The organism is Bdellovibrio sp. HCB288 (assembly GCF_047305935.1).
Taxonomy (GTDB): domain Bacteria; phylum Bdellovibrionota; class Bdellovibrionia; order Bdellovibrionales; family Bdellovibrionaceae; genus Bdellovibrio.
This window is the reverse complement of record NZ_CP178619.1, coordinates 949821-972085: the sequence shown is the minus strand read 5'-3', so window position 1 is coordinate 972085 and position 22265 is coordinate 949821. Positions and strand designations below refer to the sequence as shown.

Genomic DNA, 22265 nt, shown 5'->3' with positions numbered 1-22265 from the left:
TCTGTGGGGAGTGTATTACTTCACAGTTCCTTTGTAGATGTACGCAATTCCACCGGTCAATGTGATGAACTCGCACTTGGAGAATGCACCCGTTTCATTCATCATCGCCACAAACTCCTCACGGCATGGGAATGCTGCAGAGGACTTTTGCAGATACTCGTAAGCATCTTTTTGTCCCGTCACCAATCCGCCGATTTTTGGCAGAATGTTTTGCGAGTAGAAGTTGTACAATGCGCCGAACAACGGGATGTTCACTTGACCGAACTCAAGGATCATCACTTTACCGCCGGACTTCGTCACGCGAGCCATCTCGGACAAACCTTTTACCGGGTTGCCAACATTGCGGATACCGAAAGAGATGGAAGAGATATCGAAAGAGTCATCAGCATAGTTCAGCTGAGTGACATCGGCTTGTTCAAACTTGATATCAAGGCCTTTGTCAGCCGCTTTGCCCGGAGCCGGGATCAGCATCTCTGCGCAGAAGTCAGTGCCAGTCACTTGACCCGCTGAACCCACTGTTTGTTTGAATTCAATCGCAAGGTCACCTGTGCCAGTGGCGCAGTCCAAAACTCTGTCGCCCAATTTTGCGCCAGAGAACTTAACCAATTTCTTTCTCCACAAGTGGTGAACACCCATGGAAAGCACGTTGTTGCCCTTGTCATAATTCGCAGCAACCTTAGAGAACATGCTGCGGATGATTTCAGGATTTGGAGAGTGTTTTTGTTTCTCAGTGTGCATGTGCTGTCACCTTGTGAAGAGGGCGGTCGATCGCAACCAGGATTCTTTCCAGTTTTCTCATCATCGTTTCGAAATCCTGCAAAGTCAGGGCTTGCATGCCATCTGAAAGTGCTTCGGAAGGACGAGGATGAACTTCCACGATGATACCGTCGGCGCCCACAGCAGCTGCTGCGTAAGCCAGATCCGGAACCAATGCGCGGATGCCCACTGCATGAGAAGGATCCACGATGACTGGAAGATGTGTGTTTTTCTTGGCGAAAGCAACGGCGTTCAGGTCCAGCGTGTTGCGAGTCGCAGTTTCGAAAGTGCGGATACCACGTTCGCAAAGGATAACGTTGTTGTTACCGGCTTTGACCACGTATTCAGAAGCTTTGATCCACTCTTCGATGTAAGCAGCCAAACCACGTTTCAACAATACAGGCTTGTTTTGACGGCCCAGTTCTTTCAGAAGTTCATAGTTCTGCATGGAGCGGGAACCAACTTGGAAACATTCAACCACATCGTAAACTTCAGCGATTTGACGAACGTCAGTCACTTCAGAAACAAGGCTCATGTTCAATTGCTTGCAAACGTCTTTAACCATATCAAAAGCCGAGTTGCCCAAGCCTTGGAACGCGGTTGGGGACGTGCGCATTTTCCAAATGCCACCTCTCAAAAGGTGAGCACCAGAAGCTTTAACACCGGACGCAGTTTCAAGAAATTGTGCGTGGCTCTCGATAGAGCACGGCCCTGCGATTACGGTAAATTCGGGACCCCCAATGTCGAACCCGCCAACATTGACGATTTGGGTTGAGGGACTTGTTTGCATAGTTTGGATTTCCATATTACGAACTCTCACTGTGGATCGGAAACATAACATATCGCCTCTAGGCATTACAAACTTTTTGGACTCGGGGGCCCTCTTGCGCCACAAGGGGCAATGGACTCTTATACAGGGACCATTTAACCCTGTAAAAACTCCCAATAGTTCAGAGATTTCAGTATTTTGCCCTGATTTCTATGAGCAGGAGTCACACCCGTTGTGGTGGGGAACGGCCCAGTTCACGGTTAGTACCTCTGAATTTCAAGCCCTAATTGAAAACCACCTGACCGGAAACCCGCGTCCCGATGGGCCCCTAAGTAAGGCCGAGTGGCAGGAACCACCGGAATCAGATTTCGAAACCGATTTGGAAGTGATCCAAAAAAAGATCGCAAATCAACAAATTCAAAAGGCTGTGCCTGTGGTGTTTGCGCGTTCATCGCAAACGGTGACCAGTGCAGATCGGGCTCGGATGATTTTGAATTTGCTCGCAGCTCCGGAGACTTTGTACGTCTTTGGTTTTTGGCAGAATGGGCAGGGTATTCTAGGGGCCACACCGGAAGTTTTGTTTGATTACGATCGCGGGCTGTTGCAGACGATGGCGCTGGCGGGGACTTGTCCTAAGAGTGACAAAGCCGAACGCGAGTCATTGCTGCTTGATGAAAAAGAAATGCAAGAGCATCATTTCGTTGTTGAGGATCTTAGCAAAAGATTGAGCCAATGGGGACAGGTGCAGAGTCACGGTCCTACGATCCTGGAGCTTCCGACTCTGTACCATTTGAAAACTGATTTCCAGGTGATGTGCAAAAGCAAACCGGATTTTCGCGAGTTGGTTATGCAGCTGCACCCGACTCCGGCCTTGGGAGTCGCGCCCAGAGCTGCTGGTTACAAATGGATGCAGGAACTGCCGGGTCAGGAAGGGCGTCGTGGCTTTGGCGGCCCGATGGCTTTTTTGGGTGCAGAGGAGGCTCTGTGTCTTGTTGCGATTCGGAATTTGCAGTGGGATCAGAACGAATCTATGATTGGATCGGGTTGCGGCGTTGTTGCAGCCAGTGAATTTTCCAGAGAGTGGCGGGAGCTTTTTCAAAAGCGATTGTCGGTAAGAAAGATTTTGGGGCTTAAAGTATGACAAACATGGAGTTGGCAGCAAAAGTTATTCAGGAGTTGGTGGACACGGGCGTCCGTGAATTCATCCTGTGTGCTGGAGCTCGCAACAGTCCTCTGGTCCATATTCTGGATGAAAATAAAAATCTGAAGGTCTATTCCTTTTTCGAGGAGCGCTCGGCGGCGTTTTTTGCTTTGGGCCGCATTGCCGGCTATCGTCGCCCGGTCGCGATTTTCACAACTTCAGGGACTGCGGTTGCAGAATTGCTTCCAGCGGCCGTTGAGGGAACCTATTCCTCTTTGCCTTTGATCATGGTGACTGCCGATCGCCCAAAACGCTATCGCGGTTCCGGTGCGCCACAATCCATTGAGCAAGTCGGTATTTTTTCTTACTACAACGAAGTAGCTTTGGACATCGATGCGGAAAACTCGCATCTGTCTTTCAAAAGTCTTTCCTGGAAAAAACCAATTCACGTCAACGTGTGCTTTGAAGAGCCCTTGATTGACGGACCTGTCCCGCAAATCAAAGTGCCGCAAGCATCCGAAAGAACCAAGCTTCCAGGGCAATTGCCAATGGGAATGTTGAAGCAGCTTGAGGATTTTTTAAATACACGCAAGCCACTGGTTCTGGTGGGCATTCTGCCGGAAAAAGCCTACGGCACTGTTTTGGATTTTTTAAAGCAATACAAAGCGCCTCTGTATGCAGAGGGTATTTCCAGTCTGCGCGGTCATCCTGATTTGAAGGATCTGCAGATTCGTTCCGGCGAGCAAATGATCCACCGACTTCTAAAGTCCGGCGCTTGTGACTCCATTCTGCGAATTGGAGGAGTGCCGACAGTGCGTATATGGCGTGATCTTGAGGACCGTTATCGTGATTTGCCGGTGTTCTCGGTGGCCTTCAATCATTTCACGGGTCTGAGCCGTCCAGTCGATCATTGTCCGTCTTTGGATTTGTTGAGCCAGGTTGAGTTCTCGTCTGTGCATCGTGAAAATGTGCATATTTCCGCTGAAGATAACTCCCGCACCGAACAAATGAAGGTCTTGCTGGAGAAATATCCAAAGTCAGAACAGGGCATGATCTACGAAATCTCCAAACATATGAAGGGTCATTCTGTGTATTTGGGGAATTCATTGCCGATTCGTGAGTGGGATTCCTGCGCTGATCTTAATAGTGCGCCACTTCGTGTGGCCGCAAATCGTGGAGCAAATGGTATAGACGGACAGGTTTCCACCTTCCTTGGCTGGGCTCATACGGATACACCGAACTGGTGTGTGGTCGGGGATCTGACGGCGATGTATGACCTTTCCTCACTATGGGCCACCAGTCAGCTAGAAGCGCAAAAATTACGCGTAGTTGTGATCAACAATGGGGGCGGCCAAATATTCTCACGCATGTTCAAGAAAGAGATTTTCGTAAATAAACACGAGATTTCATTCGAATCATGGGCAAAAATGTGGAATTGGTCGTATCAGAAGTGGCATACTGTTCCCAAGAGTTTGGAACTGGATAATCTGCAAATTATTGAGATGGTCCCTGATTGGAATGAAACCCAACAGTTTTGGAAGGAATTGGAATCGATTTGGAAAGAGTGAATCTGTTTTTGTTGCACGGTTTTTTGGGCAGACCCTCTGATTGGGAAGCAGTGAAGGCTTCCTTGCCACCGGTTGCAAACCTGCGCATTTACACTCCTGATTATTTCAAAGACGAAGAACTGACTTCCGTACATAGCTTCGAAAAATGGGCCGAGAACTTCAATGACTGGGCCCACGATGAAACCAAAGGCACCGGTCGCAATATTCTGGTGGGATATTCCCTGGGAGGGCGACTGGCTCTTCAAGCGCTCGCACAAAATCCCACGCAGTGGTACAAAGCCCTGTTCATTTCCACCAATCCTGGCTTCGACGACAATTATAAAAATTTTGATCCAAGTTCAGAACAGCGCCGTCAACGTTGGTTGAATGATTCCTATTGGGCGGAAGAATTTTTGAAAGCCCCATGGGATATGGTGATGCGCAACTGGAATGCGCAACCCGTATTTGGTGGTGGCAGTGAGCCTCTGCGCATGGAAAAAGACTATAGCCGCGAGAATCTAAGCCTGGCGCTGACTCGCTGGTCACTGGCCGAGCAACAAAATATGCGAAACCTGCTGACGGCATTAAAACAGAAAGTCTTTTGGCTGGTGGGGGAGAGAGACGAAAAATTTGTGTCGATGTCTCAGACCTTGCATCATGAGACCGGTGTGAAAGTGGAGATCGCACAGGATGCTTCACACCGTGTGCTGTTTGATCGTCCTCGCGAAATCGCAGAAATAATTAAATCTATATTAGCGCAGCTGAAGTGATTTCTCTTTAATCCACGGCAGGTAATAAGGCACAGCCAGGTAATACGAATACGCTGAGCACTGATCCTTTGGTCGTTGCGACCAATAAACTCCTCCGATCACTCCCAGCAAATGGTAAACACCTTTGATTTTTACGAAAGCGGCACCACCGGAGTCACCAAAGCAGATACCTTTCCCTGACAGGTGTTTTGAGGCGAATACTTTTTTGCTGGAAAAGACGCTGAAGATTTTCATGGAGACTTTGCGCAGTCTTCCGTTTTCATCGCCATATCCGTCGATGCCTGTGGTGCTGCCATAGCCAAAAGCCACAAACTCACCGTTTTCTTTGGCAGCAGAAAGATCCGGAGCCAAGGGTGCCGGCTTGTACCCTTTGGGCATTGATCCTGAAAATGAAATCAAAGCCACATCATCGCGATCAAAATTATTTTTAGGACCGGCAAAGCCCGAGTGTCTGAGGATTCTTTTTCCGATGCGCGTTTCGATGTTGCGATCATCCCAATCCAGTCCAAAACCGATTTCCACAGAATACGATGTGTCGGCAATACAATGGGCCGCGGTCAGAATCAGATTTTCGGCGATGATCGTTCCGGTGCAAACCCCGCGGGTTGCCGGAACATACAGGTGAACCATGTGTTTCGCCAACGGATCAAAGCGCGTGACTTTGGAGCCCCCGGCAATTTCCTCGATGGTGTCATCAACATTGGAATTGTTCAAAGCATGTTCTGGTTGGCAGGCAGCCAGCATTCCACACAATAAGATCAGTAAAAGCTTGTTCATGACTAATTGCCTTGAGATTGTTCGTGCAGCTTCGAAGCTGCAAGATTCAGCCACTCGCGGAAGAAGGAAACGTTGGCGTATATGGAATTCACCGAGCAATCAGTCACTTTGCGATTTGCTGCGCGATTGGCAACGCCCCAAAGATAAAATTGATTGTTCTTGATGATAAAACCCGGACCGCCCGAATCACCGTGGCAGGTCGAACCGCTTTTTGCAGCCACTTCAATTTCAGAGCTGGAGTAGTGGCGATTTGCAATAGTGGATGTGCCTTGGCGGAGAGTGCCGGCTCCGTCCATTTTAATTTCTTTGCAGTGCTCAAGCTTCATGGAATCCTGACAAACCACCTGGCCGGTTTGAATGGCGGCGATCAAGTCAGGGTACGTATTCACATCAATCCGAGTTGAAGTGATTTTATTTGCTCCAAATCCTGCGATGATGACTGTCTGGTTATCGAAAAGGTCGTCCTCTTGAACCAGATTTGTAACAGGAATATAGCCAGTCGGAGCGCTGCCTTCGAATTTGATAAGTGCGATATCACCAGTGTCAGATTCAAGGTGAGTTTCAGCACCCCACCACGCAGTCACCGCTGTTGATAGACCTCTGCGGCCCACGGTCGTGATGTTGTCACCATTCATCACGTTGCTAAACACGACGGTGATCAAAAGATTTTGTGGATCAGTCACACAGTGAGCAGCGGTTAGAATCAAATTTCCTTTTAACAGAGTGCCGCTGCAGACTTCCTGGTCGCCCGTGTTTTTGTTTTCGATCAGAAGTCCCACCACGCTGCGAGAAGCAAGGTCGGAAGAGGTCACTGTTTTACCGCCTACGATGGCAGTGTCTGTTTTGTTCAAAGATAAGTGTGGAGTGCGCAGCGGAGTGCAGGCACTTAGTGTGCAACCGAGAGCCAGATACAAGAATGGATTCTGTAACAACCCCAAATTTTCCCCCAGGAAAAAGCATCGGTCCGTTTGCTGTCCGGATCATTGATGCGTTGAGTTATATAACCTGAGGTTACCGGGAAAAGATAGGTGCAATTAAGGGGTGGGAAACAATTTCTTGGCAGGGGAATTGTAGAAAATTCACCCTGCCAAGGTCTCAAATCTCTTATAGTGATTTACAAGCGTCTGTAGCTTGAATCAAAGCCGAACGAGTGCCGGGTTCAGCGGCTGCGTGACCCGAATCCGGGATAATTTTGAAGTCTGCTTCCGGCCAGGCTTTGTGAAGTTCCCAAGCTGAAGTTGCCGGGCAAACCACATCGTAGCGACCTTGCACAATCCACGCAGGAATGTGGCGGATCTTGCTTACGTTTTCCAGAATCCAGTTGTTGGTTTCAAAGAAAGCATTATTAGTGAAGTAGTGGCATTCAATGCGTGCAAAACTTAAAGCAGAATCCGGATCATCGTATTCCTCAATGGCATGAGCATCGATGTAAAGTCTTGAAGTGGCGGCTTCCCACTTGCTCCATGCTTTTGCAGCTTCCAAACGGACATCGCGATTTTCGTGAGTCAGGCGTTTGTAATACGCAGTCACCATGTCGTGACGTTCATTTTGAGGAATCACTTTCAGGTATTCATCCCACACGTCCGGGAAAATTTGCGATGCACCCTCTTGGTAGAACCACTTGATTTCTGAAGGGCGGCACAGAAAGATTCCGCGCAAGACCAGTGCTTTTACCCGCTCAGGATGTTTGATCGCATAAGTCAGCGCCAGGGTGGAGCCCCAGCTGCCGCCAAAGACAACCCACTTGTCGATTTTCAAGTGCTCGCGCACACGTTCCGTATCGGCAACCAGATCCCATGTGGTATTTTCGCGAAGTTCCGCGCACGGCGTGGATTGGCCAGAGCCACGCTGATCAAAAAGGATGATGCGATAATTTTTTGGATCAAAGAAACGACGATGATCAGGAGCAACGCCGCCGCCCGGGCCGCCGTGCAGGAAAACAATGGGTTTGCCCGCGGGATTGCCAACTTCCTCAAAGTAGATATTGTGAATATCTGAAACTTTCAGGAAGCCTTTGTTGTAAGGTTCAATCGCTGGATAAAATTCGCGAAGACTTTGCTTTTCCATTTGTAAATTCCTTTGTGGCTAAGAGGCCTAAACTGTACGCCAACCCACCTTTAGAGTCCACGCCACAAATTCCTCGTGACGCTTCTTGGGATCGGTGGGGTGAAATTCCTCAAGGGGGCTTCGGACCAGGCTTTCAAGTGGATCCAATCCCATTTCGGCCCGTCGCGCATTCAGGTTTGGTTCATCTTCAACGTCGGTCACTCGCAAAATTCCGTTATCGTCCCAGTCGGAATTTGTTCCGTAGATTTGTTTTCGACCCTCATAAAAGCGGATGCGATCCATCAGCATGGCGACATATTGTTTTGGAACCTCATTGTTTTTAAGGAGCTCGACGGTTTCGATTTCCATGGCGCGCATGAATTCGGGCCAGCTGATCGCATGCAAAATCAGACGCATGGCTGCGATGGCGGCATCTTCTCCCACTCTGGGAATTGTGGGGAAGCCGTGAAGTTCAATTAACTCTTTCAGTCTTTCGGCATGTTTCAGATGCGTTTTTTCCATGACCGGAGAGTAGCCCTGAAAAAGCTCGCCCGTTTGGGCCAACACTTCGCGGACGGCCTGGTCCTCGCGAATCATGTGCATGATTTCTTCGTAGAAGTTTTTCCAAACCTGACTCATTAAAAAAAGTCCTGTCTGAACTTGTTCTTTTCATCAAGTGGAATGAAGCTCGCTTCAAAAGCTGTTTGATTGCACCTTCTGAAATCCTCTTCGGTAAATGCGTGGGTGCGATGGAGTACTTCGTAGTCGTCACTTAAGGTCGTTGCGAATATCCCGGGATCATCCGAGTTCACGGTGACCAGAACTCCCGCGTTCAGCAATTGACGAATTGGATGATCCTCGTAGGTCTTAAAAGACTGAGTCAGGTAGTTGCTGATCGGACAAACTTCAAGAGGGATACGGCGGTCGCGGATAAAGTTTAAAATTTCAGGATTGCGCACAATCTGAATCCCATGACCGATACGTTCGGCACCCAGAATCTCCACCGAGTCCTTGACCCAGCTGGCAGCCAGGTCATTCGGTGTTTCGCCGGAATGAACGGTGATATGCAGACCCGCTTTTTTTGCTTTCTGAAATAGGGGGGCAAAGATCTTGGGATCAAAGCCTTCTTCGTTGTCGGCCAGATCCAAAGCGATGAAGCTGTCTTTGTTGGCTATAGCGAAATCCACGACTTTTTCCGCAACGGCAAAAGGCTTCACTCTTTGAACGATGCAGATCAGTCCGACGGCCATGGAAAAGTTTTTCTGAGCCATCTTTACTCCTTTCAGAAGCGACTGATGAATGGAGTCAAAACTCAGGTTGTCGTGGCCATCTGCGATAAATGTCGGGGCATAGCGCAGCTCAAGAAGTCGGATTCCATCATTGTAAGCGTCTTCACATGCTTCATAGGCGATACGAGTCAGGATTTCCTCGCTGGCCAGGACTTTCTGGGCATTGAGAAACTTATTAAGCACACTTCCTAAATCATTCATGGGCTCAGTGATTAAAAACTGATCTTTTTGTCCTTGGGAAGTGGTTGCCAGCGGAATACCCACCTGCGGGGCCAATTCCACAAGGGTGCTCCAACGCACCGAGCAGTCCAAATGCCGGTGAAGTTCGACTTTTAAAAGATTGCGAATGTTGTGTGCATAGAGCTTTTGCATTTGAAGTTCCTTAACTAGGGAAGTAGAACAATATTCTATGACTGAACCTATTCAAATCAAATCAAAATTGGCTGGCAACCCGACTCAAGAACCTCAATTCAAAAGCTTCGTTAAAAGCAAGGACGGCAGATCTATTCCTGTCGCGGATCCTCGCTCGACGCGCGCGCTTGTGTCCTTGATGGACATGAATGCGGTGCTGGGTGGCGCGGCATCTCATTACGGCGGTCCTGCCGCTTTTGCAGAGTTGATGTCAGCAATGCATGGTCACGTTTTCGACGTGGCTCAACGTGATAACAAGCCTTGGTATGAATTGTTTCATTTGGTTAATGATGCTGGTCACTGTGAAAATGGTTTGTACGCGTTGAAAGCGAACTACCAAATGGCTGGTTTGAATTTGAACAGCCTTAAAAAGTTCCGTTCAATCGAAAGCGGTCTGACCGGTCACGGTGAAGTTCACTGCTTCCCAGAAGGTGTCTTCGTTTCCAATGGTCCATTGGGTTCCGCATTCCCGCAAACCCAAGGTTTGGCGATGGGAGAGGCGATCTCTGGTAAAAACCGGGTGACGATCACGGCGATCTCTGACGGTGCCAGCATGGAAGGTGAAGCTCGTGAATCTTTCGCGGCTATTCCAGGTTTGGCAGCAACTGGGAAAATGGGCCCTTACGTTTTGGTTATCTCTGATAACAACACGAAGCTTTCCGGTCGTATCGACAATGAATCTTTCTCGATGTCTCACACATTTGCTTCTTTGAAAACTTTGGGCTGGGATGTGATCTCATTGCCTGAAGGCAATGACTTGCAAAAATGCTACGATGCTATCGTAACAGCGGTTGAGAAAGCCAAAGCAAATCCGAAAGTTCCAGTGGCGATTCACGCGAAAACTGTAAAAGGTATCGGAACTAAGAAAACGGCAGAGTCCGCTTCCGGCGGTCACGGTTTCCCGTTGAAGTCTCCAACTGAACTTCCGGCATTTTTGTCTGAAATTTATAACGGCGAGGCTTTGCCTGCAGTTTACAACACTTGGATTGATGAATTGAACAAGTGGGAAGCTGAAATCAAAGCGAATGCAGTTAAAGACACGGGCGAGAAAATCCAAACAGGAATTTCTTCTGCGATGATCCGTGCTCGTAAAGCTGGTCTTCCGGTATTGAGTGTGACTTCGGATCTTCCGGGCTCCACAGGTGTGGCAGGATTCAGAAAAGAATTCCCAGGTGATTCCTTTGACGTGGGCGTGGCTGAATCCAACATGATCTCCACAGCGGCAGGTCTTTCTAAATTGGGCTATATCCCAGTTGTCGATACTTTCGCACAATTTGGCGTTACCAAAGGTGCTTTGCCAATCACGATGGGTGCGTTATCTGAAGCTCCTGTTGTTTGCGTATTCTCGCACACAGGTTTCCAGGATGCGGCGGACGGGGCTTCTCATCAGGCACTAAGCTACATGGCGATGGTGTCTTCTATTCCGCACGTTGATGTTTACTCACTGTCTTGCAGTGAAGAAGCAGATCAAGTGATGTTCACAGTTCTTGAAAACTTCGCCAAAGATCGCAAGTCTGGCAAAGTTCCCAACAGCGCGGTGTTCTTCCTAGGTCGTGAGAATTTCCCTAAGTCTTACGTTGCTGGGGCAAAGTATGATCTTAAGAAAGCTCAAGTGCTGGCGGATACGACGGCTGGAAAAGCTAAATCCGTAACGATTGCAACGACGGGTTCATTGGTTCCACAAGCTTTGGAAGCTGCCAAAACTTTGGAAGCACAAGGTGTTGGTGCTGTGGTTGTGAACTGTGTGAACGTAAATCACGTGGATGTAGAAACTTTGAAATCAGCGTTGGCAAAAACTGGTGGCCGTATGGTCACTGCTGAGGACCACCAAATGATTGGTGGCTTCGGTCAAATGCTTTGCCACGCTCTATTGCAAGCGGGCGTTGAGTTTAAAGTGAAGTCATTGGGCGTGCACGGCGAATTCGGCCAAAGCTCTTACACAGCGTTGGATCTATACAAAAAACACAAAGTAGACGCGTCTGCGATCGTAGCCGCCACCAAATAAGGTGCCAGGTCCTAGTTCTTATTGCGATGCATTCTAAGGGGAGGCGAAAGCTTCCCCTTTTTCTTTCAAAAATGGAATAGGTGTATATCTGCTGGAATAGAAAAGTGCTCGCAACTATCGTTTTTTATGAGAGCAGGGTTTTTACCCACTCAAGCAATTGATTTCCAACAAAATTTTAATTTATATTCCCGCTATGGTTCTACAAAACAAAGTTCGACATGCCCGGGATCTATTGGCGCTTGATTACCATAACAAGCGCACGAAGAATCATCGTTTTTCAAAAAGGTCCTATGCCACTCAGCTTGAAATTTCCAGTGGTCGCTTGGGGGACTTACTCAGCGGCAGAAGAACTGTTAATGCGGCTGAATGTGAACGCTTTTTAAAGGTCTCCGGTCTTTCTGCTGAACAAAAGATCGCTTTTCAAAAATTTGTGATTAACGAAGCCCGAAATTTTAAAGATCGTCGTAAGAAGGTTTCGACGCCTTCGGGAAGACTTCTTTCGCTGGAGGAGTTTGAGATCATCAGTGATTGGGAGTACTTCTCTTTCATGGCACTGGCAGAATCTTCAGTCTTCAAATCGGATGTCGCTTGGATTGCCAAGAAACTGGGGCTGACGCAGAAACGCGTGGAAGAAGTCATTGGGAACCTGCATCGATCAGGATTTGTGACGATAGATCTTGAAACGGGATCAATTAAGAATGTGCATCAGTTCCTGGCGACACTGACGGATATTCCATCTGAAGTTATAAAAAATGCAAGTGCACAACATCTACAAAGAGCGATGGAAAAACTGTTCGCCATCGACGTCGACGCTCGGGAAGTGACCACTCTGACTTTGCCCATAGATCGCGGCAATATGAAAGACTTTAAAGCAATGATTCGTCGCTGGAAGTCCGAGCTTGTTGAGTTTGCCTCAAAGCAGAATACCAACGAAGTCTATGATCTAAATATTCAATTTGTGCCGGTTTCGGTTTTGGACGTGTAGGGGTAAATAATGAAGATGACCTTGGTACCGATTTTCATTCTAATTTTTGGATCCTTGGCAAGTGCGCAGAATGGTGTGGGCTTTGATCTTGGCAATGGCGGTATGGCTGCAAGTTTCGATGGGGGAGTTCATTGGAGTTCTCTGGATTTGGTTGAGGGAATCTACCGTGGGGTTTCACCATGGAGGAAGTTATTGGTTCCAGTTGAACGTGGAGATGTTCTGAAACTGGTGATTGACAGGGCTATCAGCAAATGTCCGGCTCAGTTTTCGGGATATTATGATTTGGTAAATGATTTTTACTCTGGATGGACTTTCGCTGGTGGTCCCGGGTGGGAGCAAAGAAGTTCCACTGGTGATGCAAATATCTCATTGCCTGAAGGACAATACCTGATTGCTCTTGCAGCGATTCAAAAACAAAAGAAGGACGGTACCACCAGATTCTATGTTGTCAGATCGGTTTGGAATCAGCTTTCAGCACTTGATCAAGCGGCCTTGATCATTCACGAGATCATGTACCGATTGCATATTCGGGCTGCAGATGCCCGCAAGCCCAATAGTGACTGGATTCGTCCAAGCGTCGCCTACCTCTTTTCTGATACGTTTGCAGAATCAAACAATCCTGGAAACTGTAGCGTCTTCAGTCAGTGACCCTAAATACCTTGTTCACTTTTGATGCCATCGGTGTTCGCACTCAAATCTGAATTGGGTTGCGAGCAGTATCGACTTTTCATCGAACGCAAGTCTGCCGTTTTTTATACAAAATAAATTAAAATTTAATGAGCTTCCAAAATCTCAAGGGGATGTGCTGTGGCTCAGACATTAATATTATTATTTATTTTAATTTCTTCGGTTTCATTTGCAGCGACTGTGACAGTTACATCGGGTACGAAAAGTCCGACTGATTTTTTACCTTCCGATGACGTGGTTATTAACGGCAGTGTGTCTTTCAATTCCGGTACGTACAATATTAATTCACTGACGGTAAGTTCCACTAGGACACTCACGGCATTAAGTGATGTTACAGCAGGCGTTGGCGTGATCATCAATGCAACCAGCTCGGTCTCAATCGCGGGGACGTTTTCTGCAGATTCCCAGGGGTATGGATCTGGGGGAAGCACTAATGCCGGACCGGGAGGTCCAATGGTTAATGGGTGGGGTGCAACTCACGGTGGGCTCGGTGGCAGGGCTGCATTGTCGGCCAGTTTCATGGCAGTCGTTTATGGAAACTCCCTGGAGCCGATGTCGTTGGGTTCTTCGGGTATCAATGCCTCCGGATTTCCAGGTGGGGGCGCAATTAAAATTAAATCCCCAGCACTTTCGTTGACGGGCACTATCACAGTTAAAGGTGCAGAAGGATCCGGAACGCCAGGCGGTAGTTCAGGCGGCAGTATTTTTTTGGACGTTGATACAATCACTGGATCCGGGATATTGAATGCTTCGGGCGGTGGGGCGACATCTGCAGATGGAGCCGGTGGTGGACGAATTGGCATTCTGTCCAATTCGTTATTCTCGGGTACGGTGCTTGTGAATGGTGGCAGTGGAGCTTCTAATCATGGGGATCCGGGAACTTATATTTTTCGTTATAAATCATCACCTAATGATATCCATTGCAATAAAAGTATCGGTTCCTCGGACGGTGCCGGCATAGTGCTGGCAACAGATCTGCCGTCGTCACTAAATAATTTAAATCTTAGTGGTAATTGCAGTCTTACTTTTTTTGGTGATGTTTTCGCCGGGGGAAATATTTCAGTGACCGGTGGAGCTGCCTTAAGAGTCATCGGCAATAGAGTAACAGGACTTTCCTCAACACTTGCAGCAAATAATATTTCTGTCGATTCTTCGTCTCAGATAACTGCCACAGGATTAGGTTATGGATCTGATGGACCGGGAAGTGAAATCACGGAATATCCGGGTGCCAGTCATGGTGGCGCGGGTGGAACAGGGGATAATGGCAGCAGTACCTGGGCTTCCAAACCTGTCTATGACAATACCTACCAGCCTGTGCAGTTGGGATCCGGTGGTTATACCGAAACTACTGGTGGCGGAGCGATTCGAATATTGGTTGTTGGGCAGTTGCAAATGAACGGAGGGCTTTCTGCTGATGGTACATCTTCAATGAGTGATGGAAATGGCGGGGCTTCTGGTGGCAGTCTGCTTATTTATGCAGGCAGTTTTACCGGGAGCGGTCTTATTTCTGTCAATGGGGGCAACGGCTCTGGGTATGGTAATGGTGGAGGCGGTGGCGGCGGAGGAGGTCGCATTGCTTTTCTGATTGCAGGCGCAAATTCATATACCGGAACGATGACCGCAACGGGCGGGAGTAGTGGTGTCGGCAGTGGCGGTGCAAATGATGCAACGGCAGGTGGTAATGGGACGATTGTGAATTTCTCTCCGGCGGCGGCAACGAAGCTCGCAGTGACAACACAACCGTCACAGTACGCGCGAAAAGATGTCAGCTTTGCATCGCAACCAGTCTTTGCCGCAGTCGATGCCAATGGATATATGGTGCCAACCTATAGCACCGCGATAACGATAGCTGTTTATACCAATGCCACTTGCACCACTCTTGCGGGGGGCAGTCTGTTGGGCACTTTTCAAAATGTTTCCGGTCTGGGGATGGGGCGGGGAATAGATCTTAACTACAATGCCTTGGGAACAATTTATATCAAAGCCAGTTCGGGTAGTCTTACTTCGGCTTGTACTGCAAAAGTGCTGGTGGGAACGGTGGGAACAAAGTTAGTCCTGACAACTCAGCCTTCAGCCACGGCGACTGCCGGATGGGGTTTTAGCAGAGTGCCTAAGGTCGCAGTTCAGGATGCCAGCGGAAATTTGGATTATACCTATTCAGGTGGTATTTCGGTATCCGCCTTTTCGGATGCGACTTGCACAACGGCGATTCCTTTTGGGTATCCTCCATCTGCGGGAGAAATCTATGCAGGAACTTCTGCACAAGTTGAGGGAGTAACGACCTGGGAGTGGATGACTTACTCCTTGGCTACGACCGTGTATTTCAAATTCTCTGGAAACGGGCTCACCAGTGTATGTAGTGCTGCCGTCGTGGTATCGAGTGACTCGATGGGCAGCCTTGTCTATACGACGCAGCCACCGGCCACGGCCACCGTGGGGCAATTATTTTCGACTCAACCCGTGCTCGCAGCAAGGGACTGGATGGGAAATACTGTTAGTACTTTTTCGGGGGCCGTTACATTTGCAACGTTTACAGGATCGACGTGTTCTTCGGGGTCAACGACAGGTCTTTCCGTTAATGCCACGTCGATGTCCGGAGGAACGGCAACGGCATCTGGAATGAGTTTTTCATCAACTAAGACCATCTATATTAAAGCAACGGTGGGTGGATATTCCGTCTGCTCAACAAAGGTGATTGTCTCAGCTCCAACGGCAACGAAATTGGTATTTGTGATTCAACCCTCGGCTCAAATCACGGGAGGGGTTGCCTTTTCTACTCAACCGCAAATAGCTGCACAAGATAGCTCCAATGCCACTGCGACCAGTTACGTACCTGCCATCGCATTGAAGGCGTACACTGATGCAACATGCACTACTATAGCTTCCGGGAGTCTGACTCCGACAAGTGTAACCCCTGCAAGTGGTATCGCGAATGTATCTGGTTTAAAATACAGTGGTTACGGGTCGATTTATATCGGTGCAAGCTCGGGCTCATTAACCGCCGCCTGCTCGACGTTGGTGCAAGCTAATGCCCCTGCTCTATTTCGCGGATATTAAAAGGTGCCAAGGAAGACTTCACCTTTTTCTTTTAAAGACTGCATGATGAAAGTCATGGGCAAAATATTTTCGCCCATGCATTCATTGTCATTACAAAGCTTCGGCATTTGACAACCCTCTGCGGTTTCTTCCAAATCGGTTTCACCGGAATTAACGATTCCGACCAGTTCGTGGGTTTGTTTGTCAAACACAGGGCCGCCGGAGTTGCCTCCGTACACATCTAAATTACTGACCGCAAGTATACGATCAAAGCTGCGGATGAAGCCATCAGCATATTTCTTTGAAGTTCCCAGCGGGTATCCCAGCGTGTAGATGCTGTCATTTAAATTCAACGCCGAGGTTTTAATTTTCACAGGACTAATATCAGGAACGGCACGATCCAACTCCACCAGCGCATAGTCGCTAAGATTGCCTTTTTCAAAAAATGAAAGCACGCGAACTTGCTTGCAGAAGTAGACTTGTTCGTTAAGGGCCGTCATGTTGTCCTGATTAAACCCAACCACGAAGACTGCATCTGCACAGGTGTCTTTTTTCATGGTCACGCAGTGTCCGGCTGTCAGCACCAAATTTGGTGCGACAAGGACAGCCGAACATTGAGCGGGATTTAGGGATTCACTTAAGGTGAATTTGGAACAGGTATTATGGGAATCGCGAACTGTCTTGTTTGGAAGTTCAAATCCATGCGGCGTTTCGGTCAGGTCACTTCGATACATCATGGCTATGCTGGATTGAACATTGTTTTGAAATTCGGCCGAGTCAGAGATCGAAGTCTTCTCGGGGATACTCAAAGAGTCTTTTCCGTAAACGACAGCATCACTCCGGTTATTATCCAAGCTAAGGATGTTTTGGGGGGCTTCCGAACAGGCTGCCAGTATAAAAATTGAGCATACGAACCACAGAGTAAATCTCATGATTTTGGATACTGCAAAAAGGGGACTTTTTCTATTGCGATTATGATGTTTTTGAAGCGATTTTGCTGTCAAAAAAGTGAACAGCAGACCAAAAAAAGTGAGCTTCAAAAGTAGCGGGACCCTTGGAATTACTTGTGCTATATCTTGGATGATTCATCCAAGAATAGGAGTCCAACATGTCAGAAAATATTCCGGGATTGTGCGTAAATCCAGATGCTGAAACTAAAAAGTACGTTTTTAATCACACCATGCTTCGGGTGAAAGACCCCAAGGCATCTTTGGATTTTTACACTCGCGTGCTGGGCATGAGGCTTGTGCGGAAGTTGGATTTTTCTGAATGGAAGTTTTCTTTGTTCTTTTTAGCTTACGTACCGGAAGGGACAAATGTGTCGACGGAAAACGAAGCGAACGCCAAATACACGTTCGGACGTGAAGCGGTTCTGGAGTTGACTCATAACTGGGGCACCGAAGAGCAAGAGACCACTCCCTATCATAACGGCAACACAGAACCCCGTGGTTTCGGTCATATTTGCGTGACAGTTCCTGATATCAAAACCGCCTGCGAGCGTTTCGAAAAACTGGGTGTGAATTTTCAGAAACGCCTGGGTGAGGGTGGAATGAAGAACATCGCCTTTATCAAAGATCCAGACAACTATTGGATTGAAATCGTTCAAGCAGGTCTGCTGTAGATTGGATCATAATTGTGATTTGTCGGAGCGCTCACAGTGTGAGCGCGGGCATTATGTGTACGCAGTTAAAATGCGCTTTTTGCTACTCCTATAGGCAAATTCTGCCAGATCTTAGTCCAGGAAGATTGTGAGTCGTCAAACTTTTTGAAGGAATCCCTAATCCTGTCGCCAGGAAAAACAACTTCAAAAAGGGGTACTATTTATGAAAAAGCAAATTGGATTGCTTGCAGGGTTCGCCGCAGCTTTCACAATGACTGGCTGTTCTGGGGGCTCAGGTGGCGGTGGTTCCACTGCTGAACTAACTAAATCAATGACAATTGCAGGGACCATCACGGGCGCTACTTTGAATCAAGCGTTGTACGGTGTTGAAGGCTTGACTGTATTTCCAGCAGGTCTTTCTGTTCGCTGCGTAACACTTTCTGGGCCCGTGCTTTCAGGTGTGGGCACTGTCTCTGCGGTGAATGGTGAATTCAGTTTCGCAATGCAAACAGGTATTAATGCTCCACTTGGCTGCTTCTTGATGAAAGGTTCAAACATCGCTGCGATCTTTTCCTTTGCACAGGCAGAGTCAGTTTCTGGTGGCTCCCAGGACGTAGATCAAACTGGCTACGCGCCGAGAACTGATACAACGTCGTTGAATTTAGGCACTGTTGCAGTGACTGGTACGACGGCCGCAGTGACTCCATCCAATATTCAGGACAACGGAACAGCGACGGCACTTACGTTTGGTGATCTGACTGGTAAGTGGGCTATCTCCAGCGTTTATGAAGGAACAGACGCTGCGACGAATACGACGTACTCTCATCCATGTATCAATGAGGTCGATGGTGATTTGAACGAGACTGATTTTAATAAAGCTGTTGCTGAGTGCAAAAAGGACTGGGCTGACGATAAGCTTTATATCCACATGTTTGATTTCACAAAAAACGGAACTCCAAGTGTTACAAGAAAAGGTTTTTCTTTGTGGCAGAGCGAGGCGGGATTCACAGGATGTGGCTCTAAGGAAGGCATGACTTTGTCTGGTTGGTCTTCCACTGATCCCGGTGTTGCAGGTGCGTTTGTTAATCCGTTCAACTCCATTGATCTGAACGATTCTGCGGGGATCCTTGCAGCCGCAGCGAAAGCTCCATTTAAAAAATGGGTAGGTACTCATAGCGATGGATCTCCTGGTACGAACTGTCCAGCCACGTGGGATGGCTCTGCTTGGCACTACGTTAATGAAGCCAACTGTAATGCTGCCAACGATTGTGCGGATTTGGTGTACGATTCTGGCGCGTCTGCCGCAGAGGTGGATGGCATGAGACTGAACTGCATCTTAAGCTCAATGAACAGTGGCGGCAGTCAGGCATTCCAATGGGGCGCAGACAAATGCGGTATGCGTGCAAAAGTGGATTGGAGTGCAAGTTCAGGTGGTACACCGATTTCTTGTACAAATTGGCCGGCTACAGAAGCGAATGGCAAATATTGCGGCATGATGGATTTTGATCAGGGTCCAACTGAGCGTCATATGCTGTCTGAGTTGTTCACCGCAGGTAACGTTGGAACAGTAACTCAAACTGAAATGGTCGGAGTTCAATCGGGTGGGGCTTCCAATGCTTGTCCCGTTAGACGTACTCAGTCATTCACTATCACGCAAAAAAGCAGCACCTTAGTTACAGTCTTGGTTGAATCATCTATGATGGATACAAGTTCTGATGGATGGACTAACTATGATGGTTGTGACAATGAATCAGGATGGATCACAGACGAGTTAAACAAAACTATGCGTTTCAAAATCGAATTGGTAAAAGCTAACTAATTTAAACTTTCCTTTCGTGAAAGGGGCGCCGAGAGCGTCCCTTTTTTTATGCATTTGCTCTGTTAAGATAAATTGATTGGAAGTATCCTCACGTTTAACATTACTAATGTTTGATATGCCCGCAGACAACCTTATGAGTTCAGCACAAAGATTGATTCTCCTTCGTGAAAAGCTGGGGTTTTCACAAAGAGATCTCGCAAAAGAATTCGATGTTTCGCATGGAGCGATTGCTCAATGGGAAGCAGGAAGCCGGCCTGTTCCAGGGCCGATAAATAAACTTTTAGAGCTCTATGAAGGGGAGGCCAATCAGGGTGACATGCTGGCATTGCCTCAAAAGATTCAAGACGCATCCGCCTTCTCAATTCGCAACCGGGTCACAGAGACATTGGTTCATCAATTTGTGCAATTGTTCGCGGGCTCAAAGGGTGTCGTGATGAAGTTTGCGCAGTTACTGAGCTTTATTGAGCTAGGTTTACCGGAGCAACTTCGTAATGAGTTCGGGGATCTGGCGCTACATGGTCAGAAGATGCCATTCACTAAAGTTCGACAAATAGTAAATGAACAGCTGAAGGGAAATCCCGAAGACATATTTGCTGAGTTTTCAGTGGAACCAATGGCAGTCACCAGCCTGGCGCAAGTTCATAGTGCCCGCCTGCATACCGGCGAGGACGTTGTGATCAAAATTCAGAATCCGATTATCAAGGATCTTCTGGATAAGCAGTTTCGTAATATTGAATTCATGGCTCGCATTGCGACCTTGTTCGCAAAGCAGGATAGTTCTTTGCTGGAGGATATAAAGACGCGAATCTACGGGGAGTGTGACTATCGTGAAGAAGCCCGTCAGCAAATGCGGTTCAGGAACTATTGGGAGAATGATTCCCAGGTAGTCATTCCTAAGGTATTTCCAGAATACTCTACCGATTGTGTTTTAACTTCTGAATTGATCCGAGGAGTTCCGCTAAAGGTTTTCAGTCGTGTCGCAACTCAGAATCAGAAAAATGAAGCGGCTTTGACCGTTCATCGCTTCATTGCCCGATCTTTGTTTGAAAATGGCTGGCTTTATGGTGATGCTCACCCCAGCAATATGGTTTTTCTGCAGGGAAAAGTGGCGTTTCTGGATTTTGGAAGAATCGTTGAATACACACCGGAAAAACTGCGTATTGAGCGGCAGTTGATGTACCACTTTCTGGTGGAAGACTTTGATAAAGCCAAGAAGATGCACTTACATCTGGATTCGGTTCGTCATCCTGAAACTTTTAACTTCAATGAGCTTTGGCTGTTCCTGGATCGCCAGCAAACGCACTATATGAGAAATCTCAATTTCAAATTCACCCGTGATCATTTGATTCGCTTGGCAATGGATGCGCGGCAGTTTTCCGGACGAAAGCAGCTTAAGATGGATAAGTGGTTCTTTTGGGCCTTTTTTACCCATAATAGTGCTTTTGGAATATTCGCGGATCTGGAAGCCGAGGCCCACTGGCGAGCTGAGGTCATGAAATTCCTAAAACCTCATGTTTCGTAAGTACGCAAGCCTGAAAAAATTGTAAAAGGGGGTTCTTGAGTCTCTATTTTATGGAGAATTAAGGCAAAGATCTATATTCCTAATCGTGAATTTAACCAACTGATTAGGAGTCTAAATGAAAGCAGCTATTTTTGCTTTGGCTTTGGTGGGTCTTACATCTCAAGCTCACGCTGATATCTATAACTTGTCTTGCGGCCAATTGGCTGACGCTAAAGCAAGCGTTCGCGAAGGTATCGCTGATATCAATGTTAAGATCAAAGATGCTCGTAATGGCGACACTGTTGCTTTCTTGAAAAGCGAAAGAACTCAACTTGTAAACGCGTTGGTTCGTCTTGATTCTGAAATCAAAGACCGTTGCATGGGTGACGATTACAACGACTAGATGTTGAATTTGTCGATGTGACAAAAAGAAAAAGGCACTGATGTTCTCAGTGCCTTTTTTATTTTTAAAACAGCAGGACAGCTATTAAGCAGCCTCAGCGAAATTGGCCATTTGGCCCATTTGATCCTGAGAGAATGCCGCTACGATGTCGACCAGGATAACGACTCTGTTGTCGACTTTACCCATGCCGCGAACGAAATGCATTGAGCTGTGATTGCCCAGAACCGGAGACGGTTCGATTTGGTTATCTTCCAAATCAACGACTTCTTTTACGGAGTCCACGATCATACCCACTTGACCGATTTCAGTGTCGATCACGATGATGCAAGTGTCGCGGGTTTTATCTTGTGCATCCATTCCAAATTTAACACGCAAATTAACAACTGGAATGATTTTTCCACGCAAATTCATGACACCCTTAACGTATTCAGGGGTGCGTGGAACCGGAGTGATTTCACCAAACTGGTTGATCTCGCGAACGGTTTCGATCGCAACACCATATTGCTCTGACATCAACTGGAACGTCAGGTACTGACCAGCTTTTGCTTTCGTAGACATTTCACTCATAGTTATGGCCTTTCAAATTTAGTAGCTCCCTACTATTCGCCTAAAACAGATAACTACTTGAGGTCCTGTTAAGAATTATTGTTAATTCGCATTTTCGTTTCAAAGCGGTACGGCCTCTGGCCCTATGGCTAAAACCCATAAGTTAGCGTTTTCTCT

The 22265-nt window shown here is 47.5% G+C and carries 20 protein-coding genes; 11 read left to right on the top strand and 9 right to left on the bottom strand.

The features are described from left to right. Window positions 1-15: 15 nt before the first annotated feature. Together ubiE and aroF are read right to left on the bottom strand one after the other, a co-directional pair. Complete coding sequence (gene ubiE, locus ACLVWR_RS04630) at window positions 16-738, bottom strand: bifunctional demethylmenaquinone methyltransferase/2-methoxy-6-polyprenyl-1,4-benzoquinol methylase UbiE (protein WP_413582723.1); 723 nt, start codon at window positions 736-738, stop codon at window positions 16-18. Further along, a complete protein-coding gene (aroF, locus tag ACLVWR_RS04625) occupies window positions 728-1546 on the bottom strand; it encodes a 3-deoxy-7-phosphoheptulonate synthase (protein WP_413583482.1) in 819 nt (272 codons plus the stop codon). Before aroF ends, ubiE begins: the two co-directional genes overlap by 11 nt. 211 nt (window positions 1547-1757) lie before the next feature. Between aroF and ACLVWR_RS04620 the strand changes: the two genes are divergently transcribed. The 3 genes from ACLVWR_RS04620 to ACLVWR_RS04610 are packed head-to-tail and all read left to right on the top strand — an operon-like array spanning window position 1758 to window position 4983. Further along, complete coding sequence (locus ACLVWR_RS04620; RefSeq protein ID WP_413582722.1) at window positions 1758-2666, top strand: chorismate-binding protein; 909 nt, start codon at window positions 1758-1760, stop codon at window positions 2664-2666. Next, window positions 2663-4234, top strand: a complete 1572-nt coding sequence (menD, locus tag ACLVWR_RS04615; RefSeq protein ID WP_413582721.1) for a 2-succinyl-5-enolpyruvyl-6-hydroxy-3-cyclohexene-1-carboxylic-acid synthase — start codon at window positions 2663-2665, stop codon at window positions 4232-4234. The genes ACLVWR_RS04620 and menD overlap by 4 nt, the downstream gene beginning before the upstream one ends. Continuing rightward, on the top strand, window positions 4231-4983 hold the full coding sequence (locus tag ACLVWR_RS04610; protein WP_413583480.1) for an alpha/beta fold hydrolase: 753 nt from the start codon (window positions 4231-4233) through the stop codon (window positions 4981-4983). Before menD ends, ACLVWR_RS04610 begins: the two co-directional genes overlap by 4 nt. Here ACLVWR_RS04610 and ACLVWR_RS04605 read toward each other — a convergent pair. The 5 genes from ACLVWR_RS04605 to add all read right to left on the bottom strand — a co-directional run bounded on the left by ACLVWR_RS04605 (window position 4966) and on the right by add (window position 9467). Beyond that, the gene (locus ACLVWR_RS04605) at window positions 4966-5760 is read right to left on the bottom strand and encodes a S1 family peptidase (protein ID WP_413582720.1); all 795 of its coding nucleotides are present in this window, start codon (window positions 5758-5760) and stop codon (window positions 4966-4968) included. The two genes, ACLVWR_RS04610 and ACLVWR_RS04605, sit on opposite strands and share 18 nt — an antisense overlap. Before the next feature lie 2 nt (window positions 5761-5762). After that, the gene (locus ACLVWR_RS04600; RefSeq protein ID WP_413582719.1) at window positions 5763-6698 is read right to left on the bottom strand and encodes a S1 family peptidase; all 936 of its coding nucleotides are present in this window, start codon (window positions 6696-6698) and stop codon (window positions 5763-5765) included. A 166-nt stretch (window positions 6699-6864) separates the two neighbouring features. Further along, on the bottom strand, window positions 6865-7827 hold the full coding sequence (pip, locus tag ACLVWR_RS04595; protein ID WP_413582718.1) for a prolyl aminopeptidase: 963 nt from the start codon (window positions 7825-7827) through the stop codon (window positions 6865-6867). A 27-nt stretch (window positions 7828-7854) separates the two neighbouring features. Next, window positions 7855-8445: a DUF6624 domain-containing protein gene (locus tag ACLVWR_RS04590; RefSeq protein WP_413582717.1), complete on the bottom strand. Its 591-nt coding sequence runs from the start codon at window positions 8443-8445 to the stop codon at window positions 7855-7857. Then, window positions 8445-9467 (bottom strand): adenosine deaminase, encoded by a 1023-nt coding sequence (gene add, locus ACLVWR_RS04585; RefSeq protein ID WP_413582716.1) that lies wholly within the window; start codon window positions 9465-9467, stop codon window positions 8445-8447. Before add ends, ACLVWR_RS04590 begins: the two co-directional genes overlap by 1 nt. 37 nt (window positions 9468-9504) lie before the next feature. On the opposite strand from add, the gene ACLVWR_RS04580 reads away from it, so the two are divergent. The 4 genes from ACLVWR_RS04580 to ACLVWR_RS04565 all read left to right on the top strand — a co-directional run bounded on the left by ACLVWR_RS04580 (window position 9505) and on the right by ACLVWR_RS04565 (window position 16240). Beyond that, on the top strand, window positions 9505-11511 hold the full coding sequence (locus ACLVWR_RS04580) for a transketolase C-terminal domain-containing protein (RefSeq protein WP_413582715.1): 2007 nt from the start codon (window positions 9505-9507) through the stop codon (window positions 11509-11511). Window positions 11512-11704: 193 nt separating this feature from the next. Further along, window positions 11705-12496 (top strand): DUF4423 domain-containing protein, encoded by a 792-nt coding sequence (locus ACLVWR_RS04575; protein ID WP_413582714.1) that lies wholly within the window; start codon window positions 11705-11707, stop codon window positions 12494-12496. A 9-nt stretch (window positions 12497-12505) separates the two neighbouring features. Then, complete coding sequence (locus ACLVWR_RS04570; protein ID WP_413582713.1) at window positions 12506-13144, top strand: hypothetical protein; 639 nt, start codon at window positions 12506-12508, stop codon at window positions 13142-13144. 159 nt (window positions 13145-13303) lie between these two features. Then, a complete protein-coding gene (locus ACLVWR_RS04565) occupies window positions 13304-16240 on the top strand; it encodes a beta strand repeat-containing protein (protein WP_413582712.1) in 2937 nt (978 codons plus the stop codon). Here the strand turns inward: ACLVWR_RS04565 and ACLVWR_RS04560 are convergent. Next, the gene (locus ACLVWR_RS04560) at window positions 16237-17073 is read right to left on the bottom strand and encodes a trypsin-like serine peptidase (RefSeq protein WP_413582711.1); all 837 of its coding nucleotides are present in this window, start codon (window positions 17071-17073) and stop codon (window positions 16237-16239) included. The genes ACLVWR_RS04565 and ACLVWR_RS04560 overlap by 4 nt on opposite strands. Before the next feature lie 254 nt (window positions 17074-17327). Between ACLVWR_RS04560 and gloA the strand changes: the two genes are divergently transcribed. The 4 genes from gloA to ACLVWR_RS04540 all read left to right on the top strand — a co-directional run bounded on the left by gloA (window position 17328) and on the right by ACLVWR_RS04540 (window position 21542). Continuing rightward, window positions 17328-17840 (top strand): lactoylglutathione lyase, encoded by a 513-nt coding sequence (gene gloA / locus ACLVWR_RS04555; RefSeq protein WP_413582710.1) that lies wholly within the window; start codon window positions 17328-17330, stop codon window positions 17838-17840. Between the two features lie 202 nt (window positions 17841-18042). After that, the gene (locus tag ACLVWR_RS04550) at window positions 18043-19638 is read left to right on the top strand and encodes a hypothetical protein (RefSeq protein WP_413582709.1); all 1596 of its coding nucleotides are present in this window, start codon (window positions 18043-18045) and stop codon (window positions 19636-19638) included. A gap of 133 nt (window positions 19639-19771) precedes the next feature. After that, a complete protein-coding gene (locus ACLVWR_RS04545) occupies window positions 19772-21160 on the top strand; it encodes an AarF/UbiB family protein (RefSeq protein ID WP_413582708.1) in 1389 nt (462 codons plus the stop codon). A gap of 115 nt (window positions 21161-21275) precedes the next feature. Further along, complete coding sequence (locus ACLVWR_RS04540) at window positions 21276-21542, top strand: hypothetical protein (RefSeq protein ID WP_340597737.1); 267 nt, start codon at window positions 21276-21278, stop codon at window positions 21540-21542. Window positions 21543-21626: 84 nt separating this feature from the next. Here the strand turns inward: ACLVWR_RS04540 and ACLVWR_RS04535 are convergent, their stop codons facing one another. After that, complete coding sequence (locus ACLVWR_RS04535; RefSeq protein WP_413582707.1) at window positions 21627-22109, bottom strand: chemotaxis protein CheW; 483 nt, start codon at window positions 22107-22109, stop codon at window positions 21627-21629. Window positions 22110-22265: the final 156 nt, after the last annotated feature.